This is a genomic window from Nocardia lasii (assembly GCF_042658545.1).
Taxonomy (GTDB): Bacteria; Actinomycetota; Actinomycetes; order Mycobacteriales; family Mycobacteriaceae; genus Nocardia; species Nocardia lasii.
Genome location: NZ_JBHSQN010000004.1, coordinates 102,688 through 122,745 on the forward strand (window position 1 = coordinate 102,688; position 20,058 = coordinate 122,745).

The window sequence follows — 20,058 nt, forward strand, 5'->3', positions numbered from 1 at the left end:
CAGTGCAACACCGACGCGCATACCGAACGAGGGTTTGAATCGCCGCGATCGATAGCCCTCAGCTGCCCATGCGCACGCACTCGGCCGCGATCTTCGACTGGGCCGCACTCACCTTCGCCGCGTCGTTCTCGCCGAGCAGTTTCACCGGGTCGTCGGATTGCGCGTTCGACACCATGACCCGCAGCCCGTCCTGCGACATCCCCGAGTCGATGAATACCCGCGCCGCGCAGTCGGCCAGGTCCGTGTCCTTCAACCCTTTGTCCTGCAACGACTTCGACAGTTCCGCCTGGGTTACCGCGGGCGCCTCGTCGCCGCCGCAGCCCGCCACCAGCACCGGCAGCGTGAGCAGTGCCACGGCGATCAGACTGTTGCGCACTCTGGTTCCTCTCGATCGTCGCGGATCGGCCGACCCGCGACGGTTCGGATCATGCCGCACACCGCCCACGGTGGCCACCCACCGCCGGCCACAAACGATCCGACAAGAATTCATGCCGAATAACTACCCGATGTACCCGGGATCACATTCCGAGACTGTTAGCATCGCTTCGATTTGCTGGCCAATCGAGCTGTGGAGGCAGTAGACACCGTGAACAAGACCGGATCAATCCTGCTGTCGGCGCTGGCAGGAACCACGGCCTTGCTGGTGAGCGCGGCGTCTCCCGTCCTCGCGAACCCCAACGCCATCAACCCGATTCCCGTGCTCAACGGCACGCACGGCCTGCCGGTCCTGCACGGCCGCACCGAGGCCGTGTTCCAGGTGACGGGCATGGCGAGCCCGAACAACACCCAGAACTACAACGTGCTCGGCACCGATCTGGGCATCATGTGGGACAACGGCCACGGCGAGATGCTCACCGCTTTCGGCGACACCGCGGGTATCGGTTTCCCCAATCTGCTCGCGGGCAGCACTTGGGCGTGGCGTTCCAATATCCTGGTCCGCACCCGCGACCGCGATCCCGCCGACGGCATCATGTTCGACAATGTGGTGCGCGACGTGGTCGGCCAGGCCCGTGACCTGATCCCCAGCCCGAAGATCCCGTTCATCGAGATCAGCCGCATCCCGACGGCGGGTATCTCCGTCAACGGCGTGCAGTACATGTCGCTGATGTCGGTGAAGACCTGGGATGCCCCCGGCGACTGGACCACCAGTTTCTCCGGCTTGGCCGCCTCCGCCGACAACGGCGAGACCTGGGCCGATCTGGGCCACACCCGCCGCCCCAACGAGGCGGGCCACAGCAATTTCCAGATGAACGCCTTCCTGAGGGACGGCGGTTTCATCTACGAGTACGGCACCCCCTCGGGCCGCAACAACGAGGCGTTCGTGGCCCGCGTCCCCGAGTCCCAGATCGAGAACCTGGCCGCCTACGAGTACTGGGACGGCGGCGCCTGGAAGCTCGACGACGTGAACGCGGCGGCCCCGATCATGGGCGGCGTCGGCGAACTCTCGGTGATGTACAACGAGTACCTCGGCCAATTCATCTCCCTCACCACCGACCCGTTCAACTCCGTGGTGCTGCGCCGCGCCTCCTCCCCCGTCGGCCCGTGGAGCGCCCCGGAGGTCCTGATCGACGCCCGCCAACTCCCCACCGCCTACGCCCCGTCGATCTACCCGTACCAAACCGGCCGCGACCTCTACTTCATGACCACCATCCACACCCAGTACAACGTCGTCCTGATGAGAACAACGTTGTAGAAAAGACACCCACTCGAATGACCATGTCTCGTAAGCACATGGGTAACTCACCGGGTACGGGCTAACATGATCACGTCCCCCTGGCAGCCGCGTCGCTATCGGCTGCGACCCTCAGTCTGGCCAGAGGTCACGGGGAGGCGGCGGAGCCCAGAATTCGCGGGGAGGCGGAATGGACGCGGGAGAGTGGGATAGGCGTTATGCGCGAAGTGAATTGGTGTGGGGTGCCCCGCCGAACAGCACTGTCGTCGAATACGTCTACGGCCTCGACCGCCGGATCCCTCTACTCCCCGACGAATCCGGCGTAACCCCCGCACTCCCGCGCGCCCTCGACCTGGCCTGCGGCGAGGGCCGCCACGCTCTCTGGCTGGCCACCCACGGCTGGCAGGTCACCGCCGTCGACTTCTCGCAGGTCGGTATCGACAAGGGCCGAACCGTCGCCGCCCGCCTGTCCCGTTCGGTCCGTTCCCGGGTCGACTGGCGCACCGCCGACATCACCGAACTCGCCGCCGCCGACATCACCGGCCCCTACGAACTCATCCTCATGGTCTTCGTCCACCTCCCCGCCGACGAACGCCGCACCCTGCTCAACGACCTCGCCGCCCTGCTCGCCCCCGGCGGCATGCTGTTGATCCTGGGCCACGCCACCCGCAATGTCACCGAGGGCTACGGCGGCCCCCAGGACCCCGACATCCTCTTCACCCCCGATGACCTGCGCGCCGACCTCGCCCACGCCGGGCTCACCATCCCCACCGCCCACGAGATCTTCCGCCCCACCGAGGGCCCCGACGCCATAGATTCCCTGCTCATCGCCCAACGCCCCCTGCCCGAACCCACCGACTGATCAAGATCATCAGGCCCTGCCGGCTTTCGCTACTCTCGGCCGACCGCCCACCGGGCGAACCAGGGTGTGACGGTGGCGGCGATGACGTCGAAGCCGGTGCGGAACGAGTGGGGTTGCTTGGGAATCACCCGAACCTCGGCGGCGTCGGCGGGATCGGGCACCCCGAACGGGTCGCTTCCCCCGTTGATCACCACCACCTCGATATCCCCGGTCGCCAGCAGCTCCTCGCGCCGACTCTTCTCGGGTTTGCCCGGCGGATGCAACGGGAACGACAGCGCGAGCACACCCCGCGCCCCCGCCGCCACGGCCGTCCGACACGCGACCCGGGCCCCGTTGCTGCGACCCCCCTGAACAACCGGCACCCCGGGAAACCGCTCCCGCAGCGCACCCACGATCTCGAGCCACGCCCGGTCCTGCACGTCGGCGTTGCCCGGCGCCCGCCGTCCGGCAACCCGGTACGGCTGCACCACCCGAGCTACCGCTCCACCGCCCTCGAGGGCCGAATCCCGCACGGCCAGAATGTCTTTCGCATCGACTCCACCACCGGCTCCGTGCGTGATCACCAGCAGGAAAGCCGGGCGATCCACGTCGTCGAGCTCGATCTCGGCCGGTCCCGCGGTCGTTTCGATGCGCACACCTCACGGTAGCCCCGTGGTCGCGGCGAGCAACGTTTCGGCAGTCGCGCGTGTTTTTCACATCACATTGCCATCCGCCCCTTTGCCGAGAGCCCTACCGGCCGGTAATATGGTGCATAAGTTACCCGCGAGTAGCATGCGGAAAACCGGCAGAGCTAGTCCGGTCGACACACCGACGGGCGGGAACGGCACCCCACCGACCGCACCAGAACTCAATGGAGAGTGAGTAACTCACATGGGCCACTACAAGGCAAACGTCCGCGACCTCGAGTTCAACCTCTTCGAGGTTCTCGGCATCGGCAAGGTGCTCGACGCAGGCGCCTTCGGCGACCTGGACACCGACACCGTCAAGGAAATGCTCTCCGAGGTCCGCCGCCTGGCCGAGGGCCCGCTGGCCGAGTCGTTCGCCGACGCCGACCGCAACCCGCCCGTGTTCGACCCGAACACCCATACCGTCAAGCTGCCCGAGTCCTTCAAGAAGTCCTACAAGGCGCTCGAAGACGGCGAGTGGTCCAAGGTCCCGCTGAACGAGGAGCTGGGCGGCCTCGCCGCTCCGTCCGCCGTCGCGTGGGCCCTGTCGGAGATGGTGCTCGGCGCCAACCCGCCCATCCAGATGTACGCCGCGGGCGCCGGCTTCGCCCAGGTGTTCTACAACAACGGCACCGAAGAGCAGAAGAAGTGGGCGGCCAAGATCGCCGACCGCAACTGGGGCGCCACCATGGTGCTGACCGAGCCCGACGCGGGCTCCGATGTCGGCGCCGGTCGCACCAAGGCGATCAAGCAGGAAGACGGCACCTGGCACATCGAGGGTGTGAAGCGCTTCATCACCTCGGCCGATTCCGACGACCTGTTCGAGAACATCATGCACCTGGTGCTGGCTCGCCCCGAGGGTGCCGGACCGGGCACCAAGGGCCTGTCGCTGTTCTACGTCCCGAAGGTCCACTTCGACTTCGAGACCGAGACCTACGGCGACCGCAACGGTGTGTTCGTCACCAACGTCGAGCACAAGATGGGCATCAAGGCCTCCACCACCTGTGAGGTCACCTTCGGCGGCCACGGCGTGCCCGCCAAGGGTTGGCTGGTCGGCGAGGTGCACAACGGCATCGCGCAGATGTTCGACGTCATCGAGAACGCCCGCATGATGGTCGGTACCAAGGCCATCGCGACCCTGTCGACCGGTTACCTGAACGCGCTGGACTACGCCAAGACCCGCGTCCAGGGTGCCGATCTCACCCAGATGACCGACAAGGCCGCGCCCCGCGTGACCATCACCCACCACCCGGACGTGCGTCGTTCGCTGGCCACCCAGAAGGCGTACGCCGAGGGCCTGCGCGCGATCTACCTCTACACCGCCGCGCACCAGAACCCGGAGATCGCCGAGGTCGTCTCGGGTGCGGACAAGGACGTCGCGTTCCGCGTGAACGACCTGCTGCTCCCGATCGTCAAGGGTGTGGGCTCCGAGCGCGCCTACCAGTACCTGACCGATTCGCTGCAGACCTTCGGTGGCTCGGGCTTCCTGCAGGACTACCCGATCGAGCAGTACATCCGCGACGCGAAGATCGACTCGCTCTACGAGGGCACCACCGCCATCCAGGCGCAGGACTTCTTCTTCCGCAAGATCGCCCGCGACCGCGGTGTGGCCCTGGCCCATGTGGCCGGCCAGATCCAGAAGTTCCTGGAGTCCGATTCCGCCAACGAGCGTCTCAAGGGTGAGCGCAAGCTGCTCGCCACCGCGCTCGAGGATGTCCAGACCATGGCCGCCACCCTGACCGGCCACCTGATGGGCGCCCAGGAGCAGCCGACCGAGCTGTACAAGGTCGGCCTGGGTTCGGTCCGCTTCCTGATGGCTGTCGGCGACCTGTTCATCGGCTGGATGCTGCTGAACCAGGCCGAGATCGCCCTCGCCGCCCTCGACAACGGCGCCACCGGCTCCGACGTCGCCTTCTACACCGGCAAGGTCGCCTCCGCCCAGTTCTTCGCCCGCAACATCCTCCCCGAGCTGACCGCCACCCGCGCGATCCTCGCCAACCTCGACAACGACATCATGGAACTGGACGAAGCCGCCTTCTGATCCGCCTCTCCGCGTATTTCGGCCGGACTCAGGTGGTTGTCCGGTCGGGGACGCGACTGGCGGGAAGGTGCGTGGGGAGTTAGCCGGTTCCCGGTGAGTTACCCATGTTCTCGCGAGATCAGTTGAACGGCCCGGAGCTTTTTGCTCCGGGCCGTTCGTCGTTCAGTTGCCGGTCGGCGGTTTGGCCGGGAAGAAGATCACGTAGAGCTGTTCGAGGAGGGTGTCGAAGGCTTCTCCCGAACCGGTGTAGACCTGTGGCGGGTAGGACACCGACTCCGGGGTATCGGCCGTGCCCGAGGTCAGCGCCGACAGGTCGGCCGACCCGGTGGGCGTGGTTTCCGCCGAAGCGGCACCGGCGCCGAGCATCGCGACGCTGACCACCGCCGCCGCGGCAACGCCGAACAGCCGAATTCCACTCATTGTGAACCCCTAATTTTTCAGACATTGGCCAGAGATGTTCCGGCACCGATCCCGTTCTAACAGCCGTGGCCCGCCCACGGGTAGAGGTAGGAATAGGGGCAAGACAACCCGGACCATCTGTGCCGACGTCACTCGGCGCCGCGCATCATCACTGCGCGAACCACCCCGACGGACTCACCTGCGCCCCCATCCGCGGCACATACTGCTCGAAGTACACCCGCGAGATCAGCTCCCGCCGACTGCGAACCCCCGCCTTCTCGAAGATCGATTTCAAATGATCCTGCACGGTGTAGGCCGACACATGCAGCGTGGCCGCGATCTCCTTGGTCTCCACTCCTTGCAGCACCAACCGCGTCACATCGTGCTCACGCGGCGTCAGCCCGAAGGCGGCGACGACGAGGGTGACGATTTCCGGCGGTCGCGCTTCCTCGATCGTGACCACCACATCCCCCACCGACCCGTCGCGCCCCGCCAACGGCGACGCGTGCAGCACCAACCACACCCCGCAGGCCGTGCGCACCCGAGCTCGCGGCATCTGCGCCCCCGGCGTCACCAGCATCCGCCGCGCCGCGCTGACCAGCGACAACACGATGCTCAACGGGTCGCCACTGTGCACCGAGAACCGCAATTGCGCGAACCGTTCCTCGGCCCCGAGGCTGATCTGCGCCACCTCGTCGCGCGCGTCCACGATCACCACCGCCGGCCCGCTGGGCACCTGCGGTTCCCCGTCGGCGAGCCGGGTCAGTACCCCCGACCGCACTCCCCGCGCGAACGCCCCCGACAGCGTCTCCAGATAGTCGATCTCGTCGTCACCGAAGCGCGGATCGTCGCTCCCCCGAAACATCGCCATGCACCCCCACACCCCCGACCCGTCCCGGAACACCAGCCGCGACTCGTCGGCGAACCCGTAGACGGGCCGCATCAACCGCGCCATCCGCTCACTGCGTTCGACTTCGTCGCCGAGCACCGCGCGCATCCCCACCGCCTGCCGGTCCGAGACCGCGAGCGACCGGAACGACGTGTCGTCCTCGACCCCGTACTCGATGACTCCCCAGAGCATGTCGTGGTCGTTGTTGGCGACCAGCGACCCGTATTTGCGCGCGCTGGTCAGCATCATCGTCGCCGGATCGTGGGTGCCGACGCACGCGGCCACCGCGGGCACCACGCGGCGCACCGCGTCGGTGGCCTCGAGCAGGAAGTCGTCGAGGCCGAGTCCGGCGCGGGAGAGCACGTCGAGATCGCCGCGCACGCGCTCGGGGAGTAACCGGCTGAGCATGTCTCCAGTATGGCGCCGCGACCGTAACCTCCGATATCCCAGATCCTTGGGATGCCCGTTTCCCCGCCCGCTTGGGATGGCCCGAGCGACCCGTTTCCAACGAATCTGGTCCGGTGACAATCACCATCGCGACCACTCCGGTCGACGAGACAGGTCGACTGGTCCACGCCGAGGACGCCGCCGCCCAGCTGTGTCTGGCGTTCGCGCGTCTCGATTCGGCGCTCACCGCACGAGGGGTCGGTGCCGCGTCGATCGAGGTCTTGCGGATTCGCACGCGCGTTCCGGTCGCCGATCTCGTCGATCTGGTCGAGGAATGGCTCGCGGGCGCCCCGGTGTCGGTGGAGCTCGTCGATGTCGCGCGGTTGGCCGTGCCCGGGATGCTCGTCGAGCTTTCCGCGCGCGTCCGGCTCACCACCTGCCGAACAGAAGGATCGAACATGACCCAGACCACGCCCGACGTCGCCGCTTTACGCGGCCTCGACGTCGTCTATTTCCCCGGCGACGCCGGGTATGACCAGCATCGCGCGCCGTGGAATGTCGCCGTGGACCAGCGTCCCGCGGCGGTCGCGGTGCCCCGTTCGGTCGAGGATGTGATCGAGGTGGTCAGCCGCGCGGCGGCGCTCGGCTTGCGGATCGCCCCGCAGAGCACCGGCCACGCCGCGTCCACGTTGGCCGACGCCGATTTCGCCCGGGTGGTCCTGTTGCGTCTGCACGAACTGACCGGCGTCACCGTCGACCCGACCGCCCGCACCGCGCGCGTCACCGGCGGCACCCTGTGGCGTGACGTGATCGCCGCCGCCGCCCCGCACGGCCTCACTGCCCTGCACGGCAGCGCGGGCGACGTGGCGGTGGCGGGTTTTGTCCTCGGCGGCGGTCTGTCGTTCTACGGTCGCGAGAAGGGTCTGGCGAGCTCCGCGGTTCGCGCGATCGAACTGGTCACCGCCGACGGTTCGTTCGTCCGCGCGACGGCCGAGGATCATCCCGACCTGTTCTGGGCCGTGCGGGGCGGCGGCGGCAATTTCGGTGTCGTCGTCGCCCTCGAACTCGACCTGCTGGACCTGGCCGACGTGTACGCGGGCATGCTGCTGTGGGACATCGAGCACGCCCCGAATGTCGTTGCGGCCTGGGCGGATTGGACGCGCTCGCTCCCCGAGTCGGTCACCACGTCCCTGCGCCTCATGCGCTTCCCTCCGGTCCCCGAGCTCCCCCCGTTCCTGTCGGGCCGCAGCCTGGTGGTCATCGACGGCGCCGTCCTCGAATCCGATTCCCGCGCAGCCGAACTCCTGGCGCCCCTACGCGCCCTGTCCCCCGAACTCGACACCTTCACCCGCATCCCCACCCTCGCCCTGCTCGACGTGCACATGGACCCGCCGTTCCCCACGCCCGTCGCGAGCGACCACGCCATGTTCGACCACCTGCCCGCCGAGGCGATCGCCGCCCTGCTCGCCGTCGCCGGCCCCGGCGTGGAAACCCCGCTGATGTTCGCCGGTTTCCGCCATCTGGGCGGCGCGTTGGCCCGCCCGCAGGATGCCGCGCTCTCGCACCTGCCCGGCGATTACGCCCTGTACGCGGTGTGCGTGACCCCCACTCCCGAACTTTTCGCGATGGGCGAGCGGATCACCGAGGGTGTCGTCGCGGCCCTGCGCCCGTGGGCCAACGACCGCGTCTTCGGCAATTTCGCCGAGCGCCCCGGCCTCGCGTCGAAGGCCTTCACCCCGGCGGAATGGCAACGCCTGCACCACATTCGCGACACCTACGACCCCAAACGCACCTGGCTGTCCAACCACGGATAGCCCTGCCACGGCCCGGAGTTCGCGCTCCGGGCCGTTTTTCGATGGCGGTGATCAACGCCGCGTATCCTGGAGTTCACCGTCGGTCGGGGTGAGGCTCGGGGGTTGGGATGGGTGAAAGTACCGCGCTCAGTGTGTATTTACGCGAGCGACGCATGGCGGCCGGGTTGGCGCGCAGCGAGCTGGCGGTGCGCGCGAAGATGGCGCCGCTACTGATCAGCCAGATCGAGTCGGGCACCCTTGTCCCCAATTCGCCTATGCTGCAACGCCTTTTCGACAGTCTCGACGTGCCGCTGTGGTATCGCAGGCACATCCTGATCCTGGGCCTGCCCGCCGTCGACTCGGGCCCCGCCCTCACCACACCCTCGGCCGAGGATCTCGCCGACCTGGCCAGCCTCACCCATCCCGCCTGCCTGGCCCGTTTCCCCACCATGGACGTGCTCGCCGCCAATGCCGAGTACCAGCGCCTGTTCCCCGGTCTCGGCGCCGGCGTCAACAAGCTCGAGTGGATGTTCCTCAATCCTGTCGCGAAGAAGGTCTATCTGGACTGGACCACCGAGGCCCAATTGCTCGTCCACGCCTTCCGCATGCTCTCGCCCCTGGTCGCCAATCAGCGCGTCACCGCGATCACCGAACAGTGCAGCCGCTCACCCGATTGGGATCCCGTGTGGACCAGCGACGTGCGCGCCCAGGACATCGCCCGCCGCCACCTGCGCCTGCGCGAACGCAGCACCGGCCTGGAACGCCGGATGACCCTGCGCGTCTACGACCCCGCCTACCCCACCCGCCCCTGGTGGCTCTACCGCCTGATCCCCGCCCGCTGAACGCCGCGAGGCCCCCGTCTCCGCAGCGACGGGGGCCCGCGAGAACTCGGTTACTCCTCGGCGTCGCCCGAGCCCGAGGTGAGCTGCTCGATCAGCGCGGCGAGCCCGTCGGCGGACCCGGTCTCGGCCTCTTCCTCGACGACCTCTTCGGCTTCCTCCGAGGACCCCGAGGTCAGCGACGCCAGCAGCGCCGCCAACTGCTCCGACGACCCGGTGCTGGGCGCGGGCTCTTCGGCCGAGGCCGTCCCCGCACCGAGAACCCCGATGCTCGCCGCCGCGACCATCGCCACACCGAAGACACGAATCTTGCTCATTGTGAACCCCTCGTAATTCAGACTTTCCACGGCTGTGCGCCGCACAAGATGTCTAACAGCGGATCAACCCCGTGCGACAGCCCGTTGAAAGGGGGGCAAGACAGCCGCGATCAGGACCCCAACGCGTTGATCGCCAACTGCAACAGCGAGGTCAACCCCCAGATCACCGGCGTAGCCGACCCCGGCGAAATCTCCAACCCCGTATCCATATCCAGTACCCTCACAGCCGCTCAACCATCAACAATTCTATTGTTCACCAAGATCATACGACCCCCTCCGCCCCGCACCCGCCCGCTCATCGCGGGCTGATCAGACACAGCGTGAACTCACCTGTCGTATAAACGAATTCGGTCTCCGGATAGCCCCGGCACCGCATCGACCGCTCCAACTCCGACGCGTACTGCCCCGTCCCCGCGACCTTGGCGACCACCTTGCCCATCGCCGCCGGATCCGAACACGCCACCTTCTCCACATCGGGCCGATCGTCCTCGAACTTGCCCGTGTGGTTCACGACGCAATCCCCCACCAGCGCACTGCCCGCCGACCGCGCCTCCGATGCCACCACAGCCCACGCCGCCACCGGCACCATCACCACCGGTATCAACAACCCCAACATCCCCGCCCGCCGCCGCAACGGCTTCCCCGGATCCAACGGCCGCCCAGGACTCCCCGGAATCGGCGCCCCCAACGCCTTGATCCGCCCCGCGGCCCCCAGGTTCTGTACCAAGATCACCGGCGTCACCACCAACGAAACCAGCCCGTACCACCCCATCAACACGCTCTCCACCGTCAACCGCCGATAGGTAGCCGTCCCACAGTCCCGACAGAACGGCCCCGCCTCGGTAACAAACCGCATCCACACCGCAAACCCGTAGTGCCCCCGAATCGGCGTCCGCACCGCGGGCGTAGCCCCACACAAACAGCAATAAACCCCATTAGCCACCACCCCAATCCCCTGATCTACCAACGCAACACTCCCTCGATCCACAGTGCCCGCCGATCGAGCAACCGAAGATCCTAACCCACAACTCAGCCCACAAACACTCAATCATGCTGTCTCACAACACTCCGAAAGAAGCCGTCAGAGACAAGGCCGGCATGGGAGCGTTCGCAATCGACACTTCGTTTAACCGAAGTATCTACACCAGACGTCCTCTGCCATTCCGGTTTCATCAAAATAGTTCTCCACACCGGTTTCGGTTGCGCGGGCGAGTTTGGACCGCTCACACGGATCGATCTCCGTACCAATGGCGTCCGAAATCTGACGCAGAACCGAGGTCAGCCTCGGCGCATTGTATGCAAATATCTCAGCCTGACTTCTTCCCCGAAGGTCAAAAGGCATCCATACATCGATATAAGTTTCCAATGTAACAGTTAGATAGTCCGCACCGAAACCTACTAAAACTGCGAGCGCTTCAGAATCATAGCTATATCGACTATAGGGATCGAACTGCCCCGTCAACCAGGAGTGAGTCCACGAATATGTCGGCACAAACTCGCCCCTCTGCTGAACACTTCGATTTCCTATTCGATCCACCAACCGGGATCCCATCACCGACAGCTCGCCCTGGTAGTCGAACTCAGCCACTGACCCGCCTACCGCGCTCGTGACACGAGCAGACGTTGCCGGGTCTCCCACTGAAAGGCGCTGACGGGACAAGATCTCATGGACGGTAGCGTGCACGTTGCAATTTTTCATAATTACCGCCTCGCCGGAAAACTTGCTATCAAATAGATCTACCCCCCACTGCCACCGAGCAACCGGCCACTTGACTCTCATCTACACCTCCTTTCCAGGAATCAATCGAACGTTCTCCGAGACTAGAATTTCGCCATTCGAAGCTCGGACAATGCCTGACTCATCGTCGCCGTCGATCAATATACGCGCCTGAAGCGAGGGCCGTTACCGAGACCACGTTACGATCCTAATCAACACCCTCGGGACGGTCGTATTCAAACTTCGCAGACATGACCCATGTCCCGGCAGCCTCCTTTTCATAGTGATAAGTAGCAGATCGCAAATGCGAACCACGCTCGATATGAAGATCTACCAGTTTCCCCACTGCATACAACAGGTCGTCATCCGGAAAGATGATCGGCTGCAAAGCCGACTTCAGGGTGATGCTGTACTGATCACCCTCCACCACGATCACGAGATCGGCCGAGTCATCTTCCTCATACATCTCCGCTAACACCAACCGCCCGATCTCCAAATCTAGCCCAGCATGCAGATCGAGAAAAGAGTCAGACATAAAACGAATCCTTCAAGGAATTTTGATCCAGACCAATCAAAGCACGCACTGACTGCGGCCAGTGGACCAACACGTCGCACCCCGGTACCCAACCGTGTTGTCGGCAGCCGACGGAACCATGCCCGGAAACGCGGCGTTTATCGCCTCAGCAGTCGGCGCCGACGCTGCAGCAGACCCGATGGGCGGCAGCTCGACCGGCACCGCCGAAGCTCTCGCCCCCACCAGAGCCACTCCAACCGACATCACCGCGGCCACACCGAGCACGACCAACCGATTCCTCATCCCCGCAACCTCCACATTCGCGCTCCCGACCGGCCCTGCGCCTACGCAGTGCTCGCTCCCGAACGTCACGCGCACCCAGGTGAAGCATAAACGCGCAACGGACGATCGCAGCCCACGCCGCGATCATGCTTCCACGAATATGGTTGCTGGACTGTCTAATTCGCGCGCATGCTCGCACTGCGGCCAACTACCAAACCAAAAAAGAGCCCAACCCCGCGAAGGGGTTGGGCTCTTTCGGATGGGCTCACACCACTACATCACCCGATCCGCAGAAACGTTGCGGCACTTCCGGTGATGGTGGCGTACCACAGCGGTGTACTGACATTGTGTGTCGTCTCGACGGTTACTACATCACCCGGCGCGATCGCGGCAGTAGTGCTCACCACCATCGTTCCCTGGTTCCCTGTCACGACCGCTCCCGTCGCGATCACCGTGGTCCCGTTCAGCACCAATCTGGCTTGGAAGTTCCCCGCCATCCCGGCACCCGAGTACGCGACATTGGCGACGATCGGCGTGGCGTCGGCACCGCTCTGGGTTTGGAGTCCGTTGCCGGACACTACGGAGCCCGGGTATCCGACGGTGTCAGCCGTCCAGCCGGGAACAACCGTGAAAACGGTGGCGCCGCCCGTCGTGACATTGCCGTTCTTCGTCATCCCGGACGGACTGAAGGGAGCCTCGCCACCTGCGAAAATGTGCGGCATCAGCCACTCACCTCCTTGTCGGCCGCCCCAGGAGGGCTCACGAACTCCGACACGGGTTCGACACCCGACCCCACCTCGACCTCGGTTTGAGACACCGACTCGATCTCGGACTCAGGATCCGGCTCGGGCTCGGGCTCCGGATCCGGATCCGGCTCGGGTTCGGGTTCGGGTTCGGGCTCAGGCTCGGGCTCGGGCTCGGGCTCGGGCTCAGGCTCAGGCTCGGGCTCAGGCTCAGGCTCGGGCTCGGGCTCGGGCTCAACAACCTCCTCGAGACCCCCCGGATACCCCGATTCAGGAGTAGCCCACACCGGCGTCCCACCCTCCGACACCTCCTCCTGAACAGGAACCGGCCCCCACATCATCACCGGCCCACCGATCTGCATAGTAGGCATCAAATCGTCACCCCCCGCATGCTCGCCTGCAGACCACGCCCCGCAGGACTGTCCACTGTCGTCACGTGCACTGTGACCCGGTCACCGATAGCGAAGCTCCACGTTCCGGTGACCGTGGTGTCGAGCGCGTGGTTGGCCGCGGCGATCGTCGCTGAGGTCCCAGCCACCGCCGTGCCGTTCTTGCGAAGCTCGACCACAAGGTTGCCGGTACCGGCTGTCTCGCCGCGGTAGGTCACCTTGGAAATGGTGATAGCCCGCTCGATCCGCACCCCTTCCGGAATCGTGCTGCCTGCCCCGGCCGTACGAATCCCGCTGTGCGACTTCAACGCGATGTCATACGCCTGACCCGCTGCGGTCGGCGTACGCGCATCCGACAGCCGCGGATCCGAACTCGACACCGCATCGACCGCGGTCCGCACCGCCGCCGCATCGGCAGCGGTGAGCAGCGTCCGCCCCACGGCCGTCGAATCGGCGATCTGACTCGCCGGATGGGTGTGTGCGGTCGGTACACGTGCGTTGTTCAGGCGCGGATCGTCTCCCGCCACCGCCGTGGTCGCGGTGTCACCGATGACCGGCGGGAACGTGGCGGGTTTACCGCTGATCCCCGACCACTGGGTGGTGCCGGCCGGACCACGCACCACGATGCCCTGACCGTTGGCGGTCCAGCCACCTACCCGGTAGATGTACAGCAGCCCATCGGATTTGACGATGAACTGGCTGCCGATGGCCGGGGCCGCGGGGAGTTCGGCGTAGGTGTTGACCTGACCGTCGATCTGGAGCCCGGTCCCGGGCGGACCCATCACCACCGCGTTGCCCGCCGAGGCGGGAACCGGCGAGACCAGCGTCAGATCGACCAGGCCCGTGGCCCCACCATCGGGGTTCTCCGAATCCGGCCCCGGCATGTACTTCGGCACGTTGAAGCTATAGGGCTCCAACGGAATTCGCTCGCCGTCATACGAGAGATCGAACGACACCCGCCAGGTCCAGTCCGAGGGATTGGTCGCCGGACTGGGTGCCACGAGTCGCACACCACGCTTGCCACGCCAGGTCAGATAGCCGAACTCGTCGAGCTGGCATTCGTAGTGTTTCGGCAGCTGAACGTAGGTCGCCGGGCCGGCCGTAGCACCGGGAACCAGCACTTTGGGCGCATCGGCGGTGAAGGTGAGAGTTCCTGTCAGCGGCGGGAATTCGGGAAGATCGCCGAGGTCGGGCCCGTCGTTGATATTGGCGAGGAACCGCCCGACGACCTTTCCGTATTCGAGCGGGGGCAGATCAGCCATGGATCAATGCCTTTCGAGAGTAGGAGAAGGGATCACGCGGTGAGCGGGACCGCGCGGACCTGAAGGTGGGAGTAGTTGTTGTAGACGTTGTATGTCCCGGTCCCGGTCACGCGCTCGACCACGACGTAGAGCGTCACCGTCTGATTCGCGGGCACGACGCCGAACGTCGGGCTGGGTTGCGACGAATAGGCGAACCCGCACCCCGGCGACACCGGGACGTGAGCTGCCCGAGTAACCGGGTGGCCCCAGCCATACCCGACGACATCGCCGTCGATGCTCCCGATTCGAACCAGCACGTCACAGCGCACAGGCGGCCCGGATTGGACAATCACACCGCCCTCGACCAGCGGTCGCCACGCCGTCGGCTGCGCCGGAATGGTGATGGAGGCGAGAACCTTCTTCTGCTCCTTGAGGTTCTGCCCGGAAAGGAACTGCTTCTCACCGATCACCCACGGCCCGCGCGGATGCGGAGTCGGGATGGGCCGAAACTTCTGTGCCGTAGCGTCCCAGGCCAGCACGTGGTCCTGGCCCAGCGGACGGTCCTCATCGATGAGAACGTCCGCCGCGTCCTGAATGCGGCCGGCTTCACCAGGGTCACCTTGGACTCCTGTGGCACCACGCGGAAAGGTGATTTCGACGTGCTGGCCGGGTGCTTCACCGATGACTCGGACCGAAGCGGACGAGCCTACCGGGCCCGCGACAGCACTGCCGGACAGCTGGTTCGCGGGTCCGCGGCGACCTGGACTCTTGAAGGCATCATCGAAGGCGATGAGTTCCATTCCAGTCCAGTAGTAGACCGCGTTCTCGGCGACTACACGCCAGGCCTTACGCGCGTCGTCGGTTCCCAGCCCGAGTGCGGTCAGCGCGGCGACATCGGCGACGTCACCCTGCCACAGCCAGGGCCAAGCGGCCGCACCTTCCGCGCCGGGCGGCCCCTGCGGGCCTTCCCGCAGCTCGATCAGCACCTCCCGGTCGACCATTTCGACGGGGTTCACCGTGTACGGCAGACCGACCGAGTCGGCGACGCCACGCATGGTGATCATGACGTCTTCGTCGTATACGGGCGTCTGGTCTTCGGTACTCACACTGCCCCCACGGGTCGAGCCAAGCAGACGACTTCCGAGTCGTCCATGATGTAGTCGTAATTGGCGGTGCCGGCATTGCGGCTGAGTACCACGGAGAAAGTGGCGCTCTGACCAGCGGGGATAACACCGACCGAGCTGGTCGGCGTCAGATTCCGCACGCCGAAGAACGGCTGGAACCGGGCACGGCTGACGATGCCGGTCACCTGCCCCGAACCCAGCGCCACCAATTGGCCTGTCGGCGAACCGATGCGAACCTCAGCGTCGACGCGCGTGGTGAACTGGTCGTAGTTCTCCCGCGAGCCCACGACTACGCCGCCGAAGATCATCGGGCGCCACGCGGTGTCCTGAGCGGGAACATTCAGCTGGGCCACGACTTTGGTCGCTGCGGAGATGTTGCTCTGGGAAGCGACGAAGCCGGCACCGCCGTCCCACGCGTGGTTGTCATTGATTGTCCACGGCCCACGCAGGCCCGGGTAGGGGGTGGGCTTCCACTTGCCGAGAGCGCCATCCCACATCGGGACAGCGCGATTGGCGTGAGCTCCGTCGAGATAGTCGGGGGACTGGCGAAGCGGGCCGGGCCCACCCAGTGCGCCCTTCTTGCCCTGAACCCCTCTCGGCACAACGAAGTTGAGCACGAGGTTCGGCGCCACGCCGGTGACCGTCACTGCCAGATCGGATCCAACCGGCCCGGTTTCGACCGTACCGATGGTCACCGAGCAGGACTCGCCGTCGGGTCCAGCCGCACCGAATGCCTCGGCGAAGCTGTCGAATCCCGAACCGTTCCAATATACGAGCGCCCCGGTGGACAGCACCCGCCACGCTTTGCCCGAGTGGGCGATGCCGAGCTTCGCCCCGATCGCCGACAGCGCGGCCTGATCGGCGACGTCGCCTTCCCACCGAAACGGCCGCGCCGCCTCGCCGGTCGGGCCGACCGGGCCCGCGAGCCCGGTCATCAGTTCCAGGTCGCCGGCACGTGGTGTGCCGTGCATTGCCTGAACCACGCCGGCACGTCCGACACCTTCATCGATGCCGCGGACCAGTGTGGACTCGAAATATTCTCCTACAGTAGTCATTTCAACTCAATCTGTGGATTCGGCAAATACGACGAGAGAGCACCGGCCCGGATGGAACCCGATGTTGCCGGTACCGGTGCCGACTCGTTCGACCGCGACGGCAAGTGTCGCGGGTTGGCCTGCGGGAACAACGGCGTAGTCCGACGACGGCGACAGCGAACGGGTCGTTGTGCCGTCCCGGTAGCACGGAATAACAGGCATGTACAACCAGCCACCGGCGCCGGCCGCTGTGGTGGCGAGTACCGCACCTTGCGAATTGTTCAGGCGCACAGTGAATTCACCGGATTGCGCGCCGTTGTTCACCGAGTACACATAGGAGTGGCCGTACACCAGCGGCCGCCAGGCGAACGGCTGCGCGGGAATGGTGAGAGTCGCCACCTCGATCCGACTGACCGCAGCCACGGTCTCGCCGACGAAGTCTTCCTGGTACCAGGCCCACGGCCCAGCACCCATGGGCGCGGATGCCGACCGGAAGCGTCGGGTCACTCGGTCGTAAGCGAACACGCCACCGTGGCTGGGACCGCTGGTCGTTTCATAGTCGTCGGCCATGGTGATGGTGCCGGACGCACCGACCGGACCAACCGGGCCCGGCAGGCCCGCCGCCGCCGTCGAACGGAGCTGCTGTTCGGCACCGGCCCCGATGAATTCGATCGCCGGGGTTGTCAGCGTCTCGCTATGCACTGTCGCTTCGGCAACGGTGATCGCATTCGCCGCGGCAGCAGGACCCACCGGCCCGACCGCGTCAACGGAATGCTGCCAACCTGAGCCGGTCCACACATCCATGCCGTTGTCGTCGAGCCGATGCCACCATTTGCCGCGGTCCTCAGCACCCAGCCCGGTGGGCCGTGCCGCGGCGTTCGCGATGGTCCCGATCTTGCGGAAGGTGCTGCGCGGTTTGCCGCGCGCACCCTGCGGCCCGGAAGGACCGGCAGGAAGCGGCAGGTCGCGCACATCGTCGCCCACGTCGACCTGTGCGGTGAGAATAGGCAGCCCATCGATATCGGGGGTGCGTCGGGCAGTGATATGGGCGGGGAAACTGATATCCGCCATGTTTTCCTCCTCTGCGTGAGGTGTGTCAGATGATGAGCAGGTCGAGGTCGGCGCCCACGTCGGTGGACAGGTCCTTGATCGCCGAGGCCACGCGGCCGAGCCGCTGCCACGCCTTGACCACCGAGTCCTCCTCGTCGGACCCGTCACCCACGGTGATCTCCCATTTGGCTGCGGTTTCGCGGTCATCGGTGAACGTCAGCTCGGTGACGAAGTCGGTGAACACCTTCTGGCCCATCGCGAATCCGATCTGGTCACCCAGGCCGAAGTCGCGACCGATCAGGTAGGGGGCGTTGTCCTGGATGGTCACCTTGTGGCTGGTGTAGCCGCGGGTCAGGTGCAGGCCCTGGCGCGCGGCGACGAAGCCGTCCAGGGTGAAGGCCTTGTCACTGCCGGTGATGTACAGCTCGCGGAAGGCGTACGGACCGGCTTTGTCGACCCGTTCCATGTCCCGGTAGACCATCCAGGCGAGGAACACATCGTCGAGCTGGCCGCGATAGAGCCAGTCCAGTCCGATCAGGGACAGCAGTCCCTTGATCGCCATCTCGATACCGGCGTTCACCCAGCCCGGCGATCGGCCACCGACGATGATGTCGGTCGCGGTCGGCTTGTGCAGCGCCACTTCGGAGGCGCCGATGCCGGAATACTCGCCTTCGAAGTACCAGACCCAGGGCAGGTTCCGCATGGTGCCGAACTTGCCCGGCGTCCCGTAGACCGCCTCGTATTCGCTGGTCGAGTCGAAGTTCGGATACCGCACCGGCGTGGTGCCGTCATCGGCGAACTCCTCGAACCACGACAGGATGCCGTCCAGCAGCGTGCCGGTCGGCCCGGTCACACCGGACTTGTCGACCGTCTCCAACACCACGGTCGGCTTGTCGAGGAAGAACCACTCCGGCGCCGGCTGCTCGTCCTCACCCGGCAGGAAGAACCGGGCCGTCAACATGACCCCGGAGTCCTCGAGCATCGGCGCGAACAGCTTGTCCGCCATATCGAATCGCGCCGAGGCTGCACTCCATCGACTGGTGTCGGTGCGCGGATCGACCGGCACCACCGCGATGGGAAACGTCGTGTTCCCTTGCAGCCGCATCAGATTCATCGTCAGGTAGGTCGTCACCAAGGTCCTGACCGGACCGAACAGGATGTGGTGACGGGGAAACTGCGCGAGCACCGGTGCGAACGGGCTCGCCCAGCAGCAGATCGTCGACACGTGGTTCCAGGCGTGAATCGCCTCGATGTCCACCGTCTCGACCCCGTTGTCGTCCCGAATGATCGACGCCTTCGTGATGTACCCGTCCCACCGAAAACCCCTGGTGTTCACGGTGATCGGCAGCGTCGTATCCGCGTGATTGCCGAACAGATGGTCGAAGTGCACCATGTCGCGCGGACAGATCATCTTCAACCCGCCGGCGGAGTTCCGCGGAAAGCTCACCTGCAACGACAGGTAATTCCGCTCCTCCCCCACCTCCTGCATGTCCTTGTCCCAGTATCGAACAAGAACCTCTTGATCCCGAGCATCCTCCTGCTCGACCCGAAACATCTCATCCATCCGCCGCGATTCCGCGTACGGTTCCCAAACACCCATCCTCCACCACCTTTCCTTGTTTTGGGCATAAAAAAACCCAACCCGGATCGGGTTGGGTTTCACTGGCCTCACCAGGGCCGTACTCGCATACGACTATTCGGCCACAGTATCGTCATACTTCTCGACCCGAACCAGAATGCCTCCGGTAATCAACTCGTCACTCGGAATTCGAACAGTGCTCATCAACGGAATTTCGCGCAACTTTCCATCAAGCAGCATCCACAACCCGAAGCAATCATCCTCCTCGTCGCGGATCATAACCTGCACGGAGTAGGGGTCCGGCCAATCCAACCCCTCGAGATGCTTCATGAGGCCCCACCAGTTATACCTATAGAACTGAATAACCCACATGTAGCAGTCGGACGAACCCATGAAGGTCCCCTCGAACACTGAGTCATCTACCGGCGTGAAACACTGATGCCATTCCCGATCAGAATCCGGTTCTGTCAATGGCTCCATTACCGACCGGCCATCACGGGCGATTACGATGACCTCCGCAA

Annotated in this window: 22 protein-coding genes; 6 read left to right on the forward strand and 16 right to left on the reverse strand. The window is 65.4% G+C overall.

The window, feature by feature from the left end; all coding sequences use genetic code 11:
• Positions 1–58: 58 nt before the first annotated feature.
• The gene (locus tag ACFP3H_RS09860) at positions 59–376 is read right to left on the reverse strand and encodes a hypothetical protein (RefSeq protein WP_378602853.1); all 318 of its coding nucleotides are present in this window, start codon (positions 374–376) and stop codon (positions 59–61) included.
• 210 nt (positions 377–586) lie between these two features.
• Here ACFP3H_RS09860 and ACFP3H_RS09865 point away from each other — a divergent pair, with 210 nt between their 5' ends.
• Together ACFP3H_RS09865 and ACFP3H_RS09870 are read left to right on the forward strand one after the other, a co-directional pair.
• Positions 587–1,693, forward strand: a complete 1,107-nt coding sequence (locus tag ACFP3H_RS09865; protein WP_378603201.1) for a DUF4185 domain-containing protein — start codon at positions 587–589, stop codon at positions 1,691–1,693.
• 169 nt (positions 1,694–1,862) lie between these two features.
• The gene (locus ACFP3H_RS09870; protein ID WP_378602856.1) at positions 1,863–2,534 is read left to right on the forward strand and encodes a class I SAM-dependent methyltransferase; all 672 of its coding nucleotides are present in this window, start codon (positions 1,863–1,865) and stop codon (positions 2,532–2,534) included.
• A 29-nt stretch (positions 2,535–2,563) separates the two neighbouring features.
• Here ACFP3H_RS09870 and ACFP3H_RS09875 read toward each other — a convergent pair whose 3' ends face one another.
• On the reverse strand, positions 2,564–3,169 hold the full coding sequence (locus ACFP3H_RS09875; protein WP_378602859.1) for an alpha/beta hydrolase family protein: 606 nt from the start codon (positions 3,167–3,169) through the stop codon (positions 2,564–2,566).
• A 235-nt stretch (positions 3,170–3,404) separates the two neighbouring features.
• Here ACFP3H_RS09875 and ACFP3H_RS09880 point away from each other — a divergent pair, with 235 nt between their 5' ends.
• On the forward strand, positions 3,405–5,240 hold the full coding sequence (locus ACFP3H_RS09880; RefSeq protein WP_378602862.1) for an acyl-CoA dehydrogenase: 1,836 nt from the start codon (positions 3,405–3,407) through the stop codon (positions 5,238–5,240).
• A 162-nt stretch (positions 5,241–5,402) separates the two neighbouring features.
• On the opposite strand, the gene ACFP3H_RS09885 is transcribed toward ACFP3H_RS09880, so the two are convergent.
• A complete protein-coding gene (locus tag ACFP3H_RS09885) occupies positions 5,403–5,660 on the reverse strand; it encodes a hypothetical protein (RefSeq protein WP_378602865.1) in 258 nt (85 codons plus the stop codon).
• Positions 5,661–5,808: 148 nt separating this feature from the next.
• Positions 5,809–6,936, reverse strand: a complete 1,128-nt coding sequence (locus ACFP3H_RS09890) for a helix-turn-helix transcriptional regulator (protein ID WP_378602868.1) — start codon at positions 6,934–6,936, stop codon at positions 5,809–5,811.
• Positions 6,937–7,049: 113 nt separating this feature from the next.
• Between ACFP3H_RS09890 and ACFP3H_RS09895 the strand changes: the two genes are divergently transcribed.
• Positions 7,050–8,729 carry an FAD-binding protein gene (locus ACFP3H_RS09895; RefSeq protein ID WP_378602871.1) on the forward strand — a complete coding sequence of 560 codons (1,680 nt, stop codon included), beginning with the start codon at positions 7,050–7,052 and terminating at the stop codon, positions 8,727–8,729.
• 107 nt (positions 8,730–8,836) lie between these two features.
• Entirely contained in the window at positions 8,837–9,550 is a 714-nt protein-coding gene (locus ACFP3H_RS09900; protein ID WP_378602874.1) for a helix-turn-helix domain-containing protein, read from the forward strand.
• Between the two features lie 50 nt (positions 9,551–9,600).
• Here the strand turns inward: ACFP3H_RS09900 and ACFP3H_RS09905 are convergent, their stop codons facing one another.
• Together ACFP3H_RS09905 and ACFP3H_RS09910 are read right to left on the reverse strand one after the other, a co-directional pair.
• The gene (locus ACFP3H_RS09905) at positions 9,601–9,864 is read right to left on the reverse strand and encodes a hypothetical protein (protein ID WP_378602876.1); all 264 of its coding nucleotides are present in this window, start codon (positions 9,862–9,864) and stop codon (positions 9,601–9,603) included.
• Positions 9,865–10,159: 295 nt separating this feature from the next.
• Entirely contained in the window at positions 10,160–10,375 is a 216-nt protein-coding gene (locus ACFP3H_RS09910; protein WP_378602879.1) for an LppU/SCO3897 family protein, read from the reverse strand.
• Between ACFP3H_RS09910 and ACFP3H_RS09915 the strand changes: the two genes are divergently transcribed.
• On the forward strand, positions 10,359–10,667 hold the full coding sequence (locus ACFP3H_RS09915; protein WP_378602881.1) for a hypothetical protein: 309 nt from the start codon (positions 10,359–10,361) through the stop codon (positions 10,665–10,667). The genes ACFP3H_RS09910 and ACFP3H_RS09915 overlap by 17 nt on opposite strands.
• A 323-nt stretch (positions 10,668–10,990) precedes the next feature.
• Here the strand turns inward: ACFP3H_RS09915 and ACFP3H_RS09920 are convergent, their stop codons facing one another.
• The 10 genes from ACFP3H_RS09920 to ACFP3H_RS09965 all read right to left on the reverse strand — a co-directional run bounded on the left by ACFP3H_RS09920 (position 10,991) and on the right by ACFP3H_RS09965 (position 19,867).
• Positions 10,991–11,452 carry a hypothetical protein gene (locus tag ACFP3H_RS09920; RefSeq protein ID WP_378602884.1) on the reverse strand — a complete coding sequence of 154 codons (462 nt, stop codon included), beginning with the start codon at positions 11,450–11,452 and terminating at the stop codon, positions 10,991–10,993.
• 337 nt (positions 11,453–11,789) lie between these two features.
• Positions 11,790–12,116, reverse strand: coding sequence for a hypothetical protein (locus ACFP3H_RS09925; protein ID WP_378602887.1), 327 nt, complete (start codon positions 12,114–12,116; stop codon positions 11,790–11,792).
• 539 nt (positions 12,117–12,655) lie between these two features.
• The gene (locus ACFP3H_RS09930) at positions 12,656–13,099 is read right to left on the reverse strand and encodes a hypothetical protein (RefSeq protein WP_378602890.1); all 444 of its coding nucleotides are present in this window, start codon (positions 13,097–13,099) and stop codon (positions 12,656–12,658) included.
• Positions 13,099–13,482, reverse strand: a complete 384-nt coding sequence (locus tag ACFP3H_RS09935) for a hypothetical protein (protein ID WP_378602893.1) — start codon at positions 13,480–13,482, stop codon at positions 13,099–13,101. Before ACFP3H_RS09935 ends, ACFP3H_RS09930 begins: the two co-directional genes overlap by 1 nt.
• 8 nt (positions 13,483–13,490) lie before the next feature.
• Complete coding sequence (locus tag ACFP3H_RS09940) at positions 13,491–14,771, reverse strand: hypothetical protein (protein ID WP_378602896.1); 1,281 nt, start codon at positions 14,769–14,771, stop codon at positions 13,491–13,493.
• A 32-nt stretch (positions 14,772–14,803) separates the two neighbouring features.
• On the reverse strand, positions 14,804–15,856 hold the full coding sequence (locus tag ACFP3H_RS09945; protein WP_378602899.1) for a hypothetical protein: 1,053 nt from the start codon (positions 15,854–15,856) through the stop codon (positions 14,804–14,806).
• Entirely contained in the window at positions 15,853–16,809 is a 957-nt protein-coding gene (locus ACFP3H_RS09950) for a hypothetical protein (RefSeq protein WP_378602902.1), read from the reverse strand. The genes ACFP3H_RS09945 and ACFP3H_RS09950 overlap by 4 nt, the downstream gene beginning before the upstream one ends.
• Before the next feature lie 126 nt (positions 16,810–16,935).
• On the reverse strand, positions 16,936–17,979 hold the full coding sequence (locus ACFP3H_RS09955) for a hypothetical protein (RefSeq protein WP_378602905.1): 1,044 nt from the start codon (positions 17,977–17,979) through the stop codon (positions 16,936–16,938).
• Positions 17,980–18,004: 25 nt separating this feature from the next.
• Positions 18,005–19,558 carry a Gp37-like protein gene (locus ACFP3H_RS09960; RefSeq protein ID WP_378602908.1) on the reverse strand — a complete coding sequence of 518 codons (1,554 nt, stop codon included), beginning with the start codon at positions 19,556–19,558 and terminating at the stop codon, positions 18,005–18,007.
• A gap of 93 nt (positions 19,559–19,651) precedes the next feature.
• Positions 19,652–19,867: a hypothetical protein gene (locus ACFP3H_RS09965; RefSeq protein WP_378602911.1), complete on the reverse strand. Its 216-nt coding sequence runs from the start codon at positions 19,865–19,867 to the stop codon at positions 19,652–19,654.
• Between the last annotated feature and the right edge of the window lie 191 nt (positions 19,868–20,058).

Excerpts from the sequence above, each read along its gene's own strand:
- ACFP3H_RS09870 (WP_378602856.1), top strand. The coding sequence starts at position 1,863 with ATGGACGCGGGAGAGTGGGATAGGCGTTATGCGCGAAGTGAATTGGTG.
- ACFP3H_RS09880 (WP_378602862.1), top strand. The coding sequence starts at position 3,405 with ATGGGCCACTACAAGGCAAACGTCCGCGACCTCGAGTTCAACCTCTTC.
- ACFP3H_RS09885 (WP_378602865.1), bottom strand. The coding sequence starts at position 5,660 with ATGAGTGGAATTCGGCTGTTCGGCGTTGCCGCGGCGGCGGTGGTCAGC.
- ACFP3H_RS09890 (WP_378602868.1), bottom strand. The coding sequence starts at position 6,936 with ATGCTCAGCCGGTTACTCCCCGAGCGCGTGCGCGGCGATCTCGACGTG.
- ACFP3H_RS09900 (WP_378602874.1), top strand. The coding sequence starts at position 8,837 with ATGGGTGAAAGTACCGCGCTCAGTGTGTATTTACGCGAGCGACGCATG.
- ACFP3H_RS09905 (WP_378602876.1), bottom strand. The coding sequence starts at position 9,864 with ATGAGCAAGATTCGTGTCTTCGGTGTGGCGATGGTCGCGGCGGCGAGC.
- ACFP3H_RS09925 (WP_378602887.1), bottom strand. The coding sequence starts at position 12,116 with ATGTCTGACTCTTTTCTCGATCTGCATGCTGGGCTAGATTTGGAGATC.
- ACFP3H_RS09930 (WP_378602890.1), bottom strand. The coding sequence starts at position 13,099 with ATGCCGCACATTTTCGCAGGTGGCGAGGCTCCCTTCAGTCCGTCCGGG.
- ACFP3H_RS09935 (WP_378602893.1), bottom strand. The coding sequence starts at position 13,482 with ATGCAGATCGGTGGGCCGGTGATGATGTGGGGGCCGGTTCCTGTTCAG.
- ACFP3H_RS09940 (WP_378602896.1), bottom strand. The coding sequence starts at position 14,771 with ATGGCTGATCTGCCCCCGCTCGAATACGGAAAGGTCGTCGGGCGGTTC.
- ACFP3H_RS09950 (WP_378602902.1), bottom strand. The coding sequence starts at position 16,809 with ATGACCGGGCTCGCGGGCCCGGTCGGCCCGACCGGCGAGGCGGCGCGG.
- ACFP3H_RS09955 (WP_378602905.1), bottom strand. The coding sequence starts at position 17,979 with ATGGCGGATATCAGTTTCCCCGCCCATATCACTGCCCGACGCACCCCC.
- ACFP3H_RS09960 (WP_378602908.1), bottom strand. The coding sequence starts at position 19,558 with ATGGGTGTTTGGGAACCGTACGCGGAATCGCGGCGGATGGATGAGATG.
- ACFP3H_RS09965 (WP_378602911.1), bottom strand. The coding sequence starts at position 19,867 with ATGAAGCATCTCGAGGGGTTGGATTGGCCGGACCCCTACTCCGTGCAG.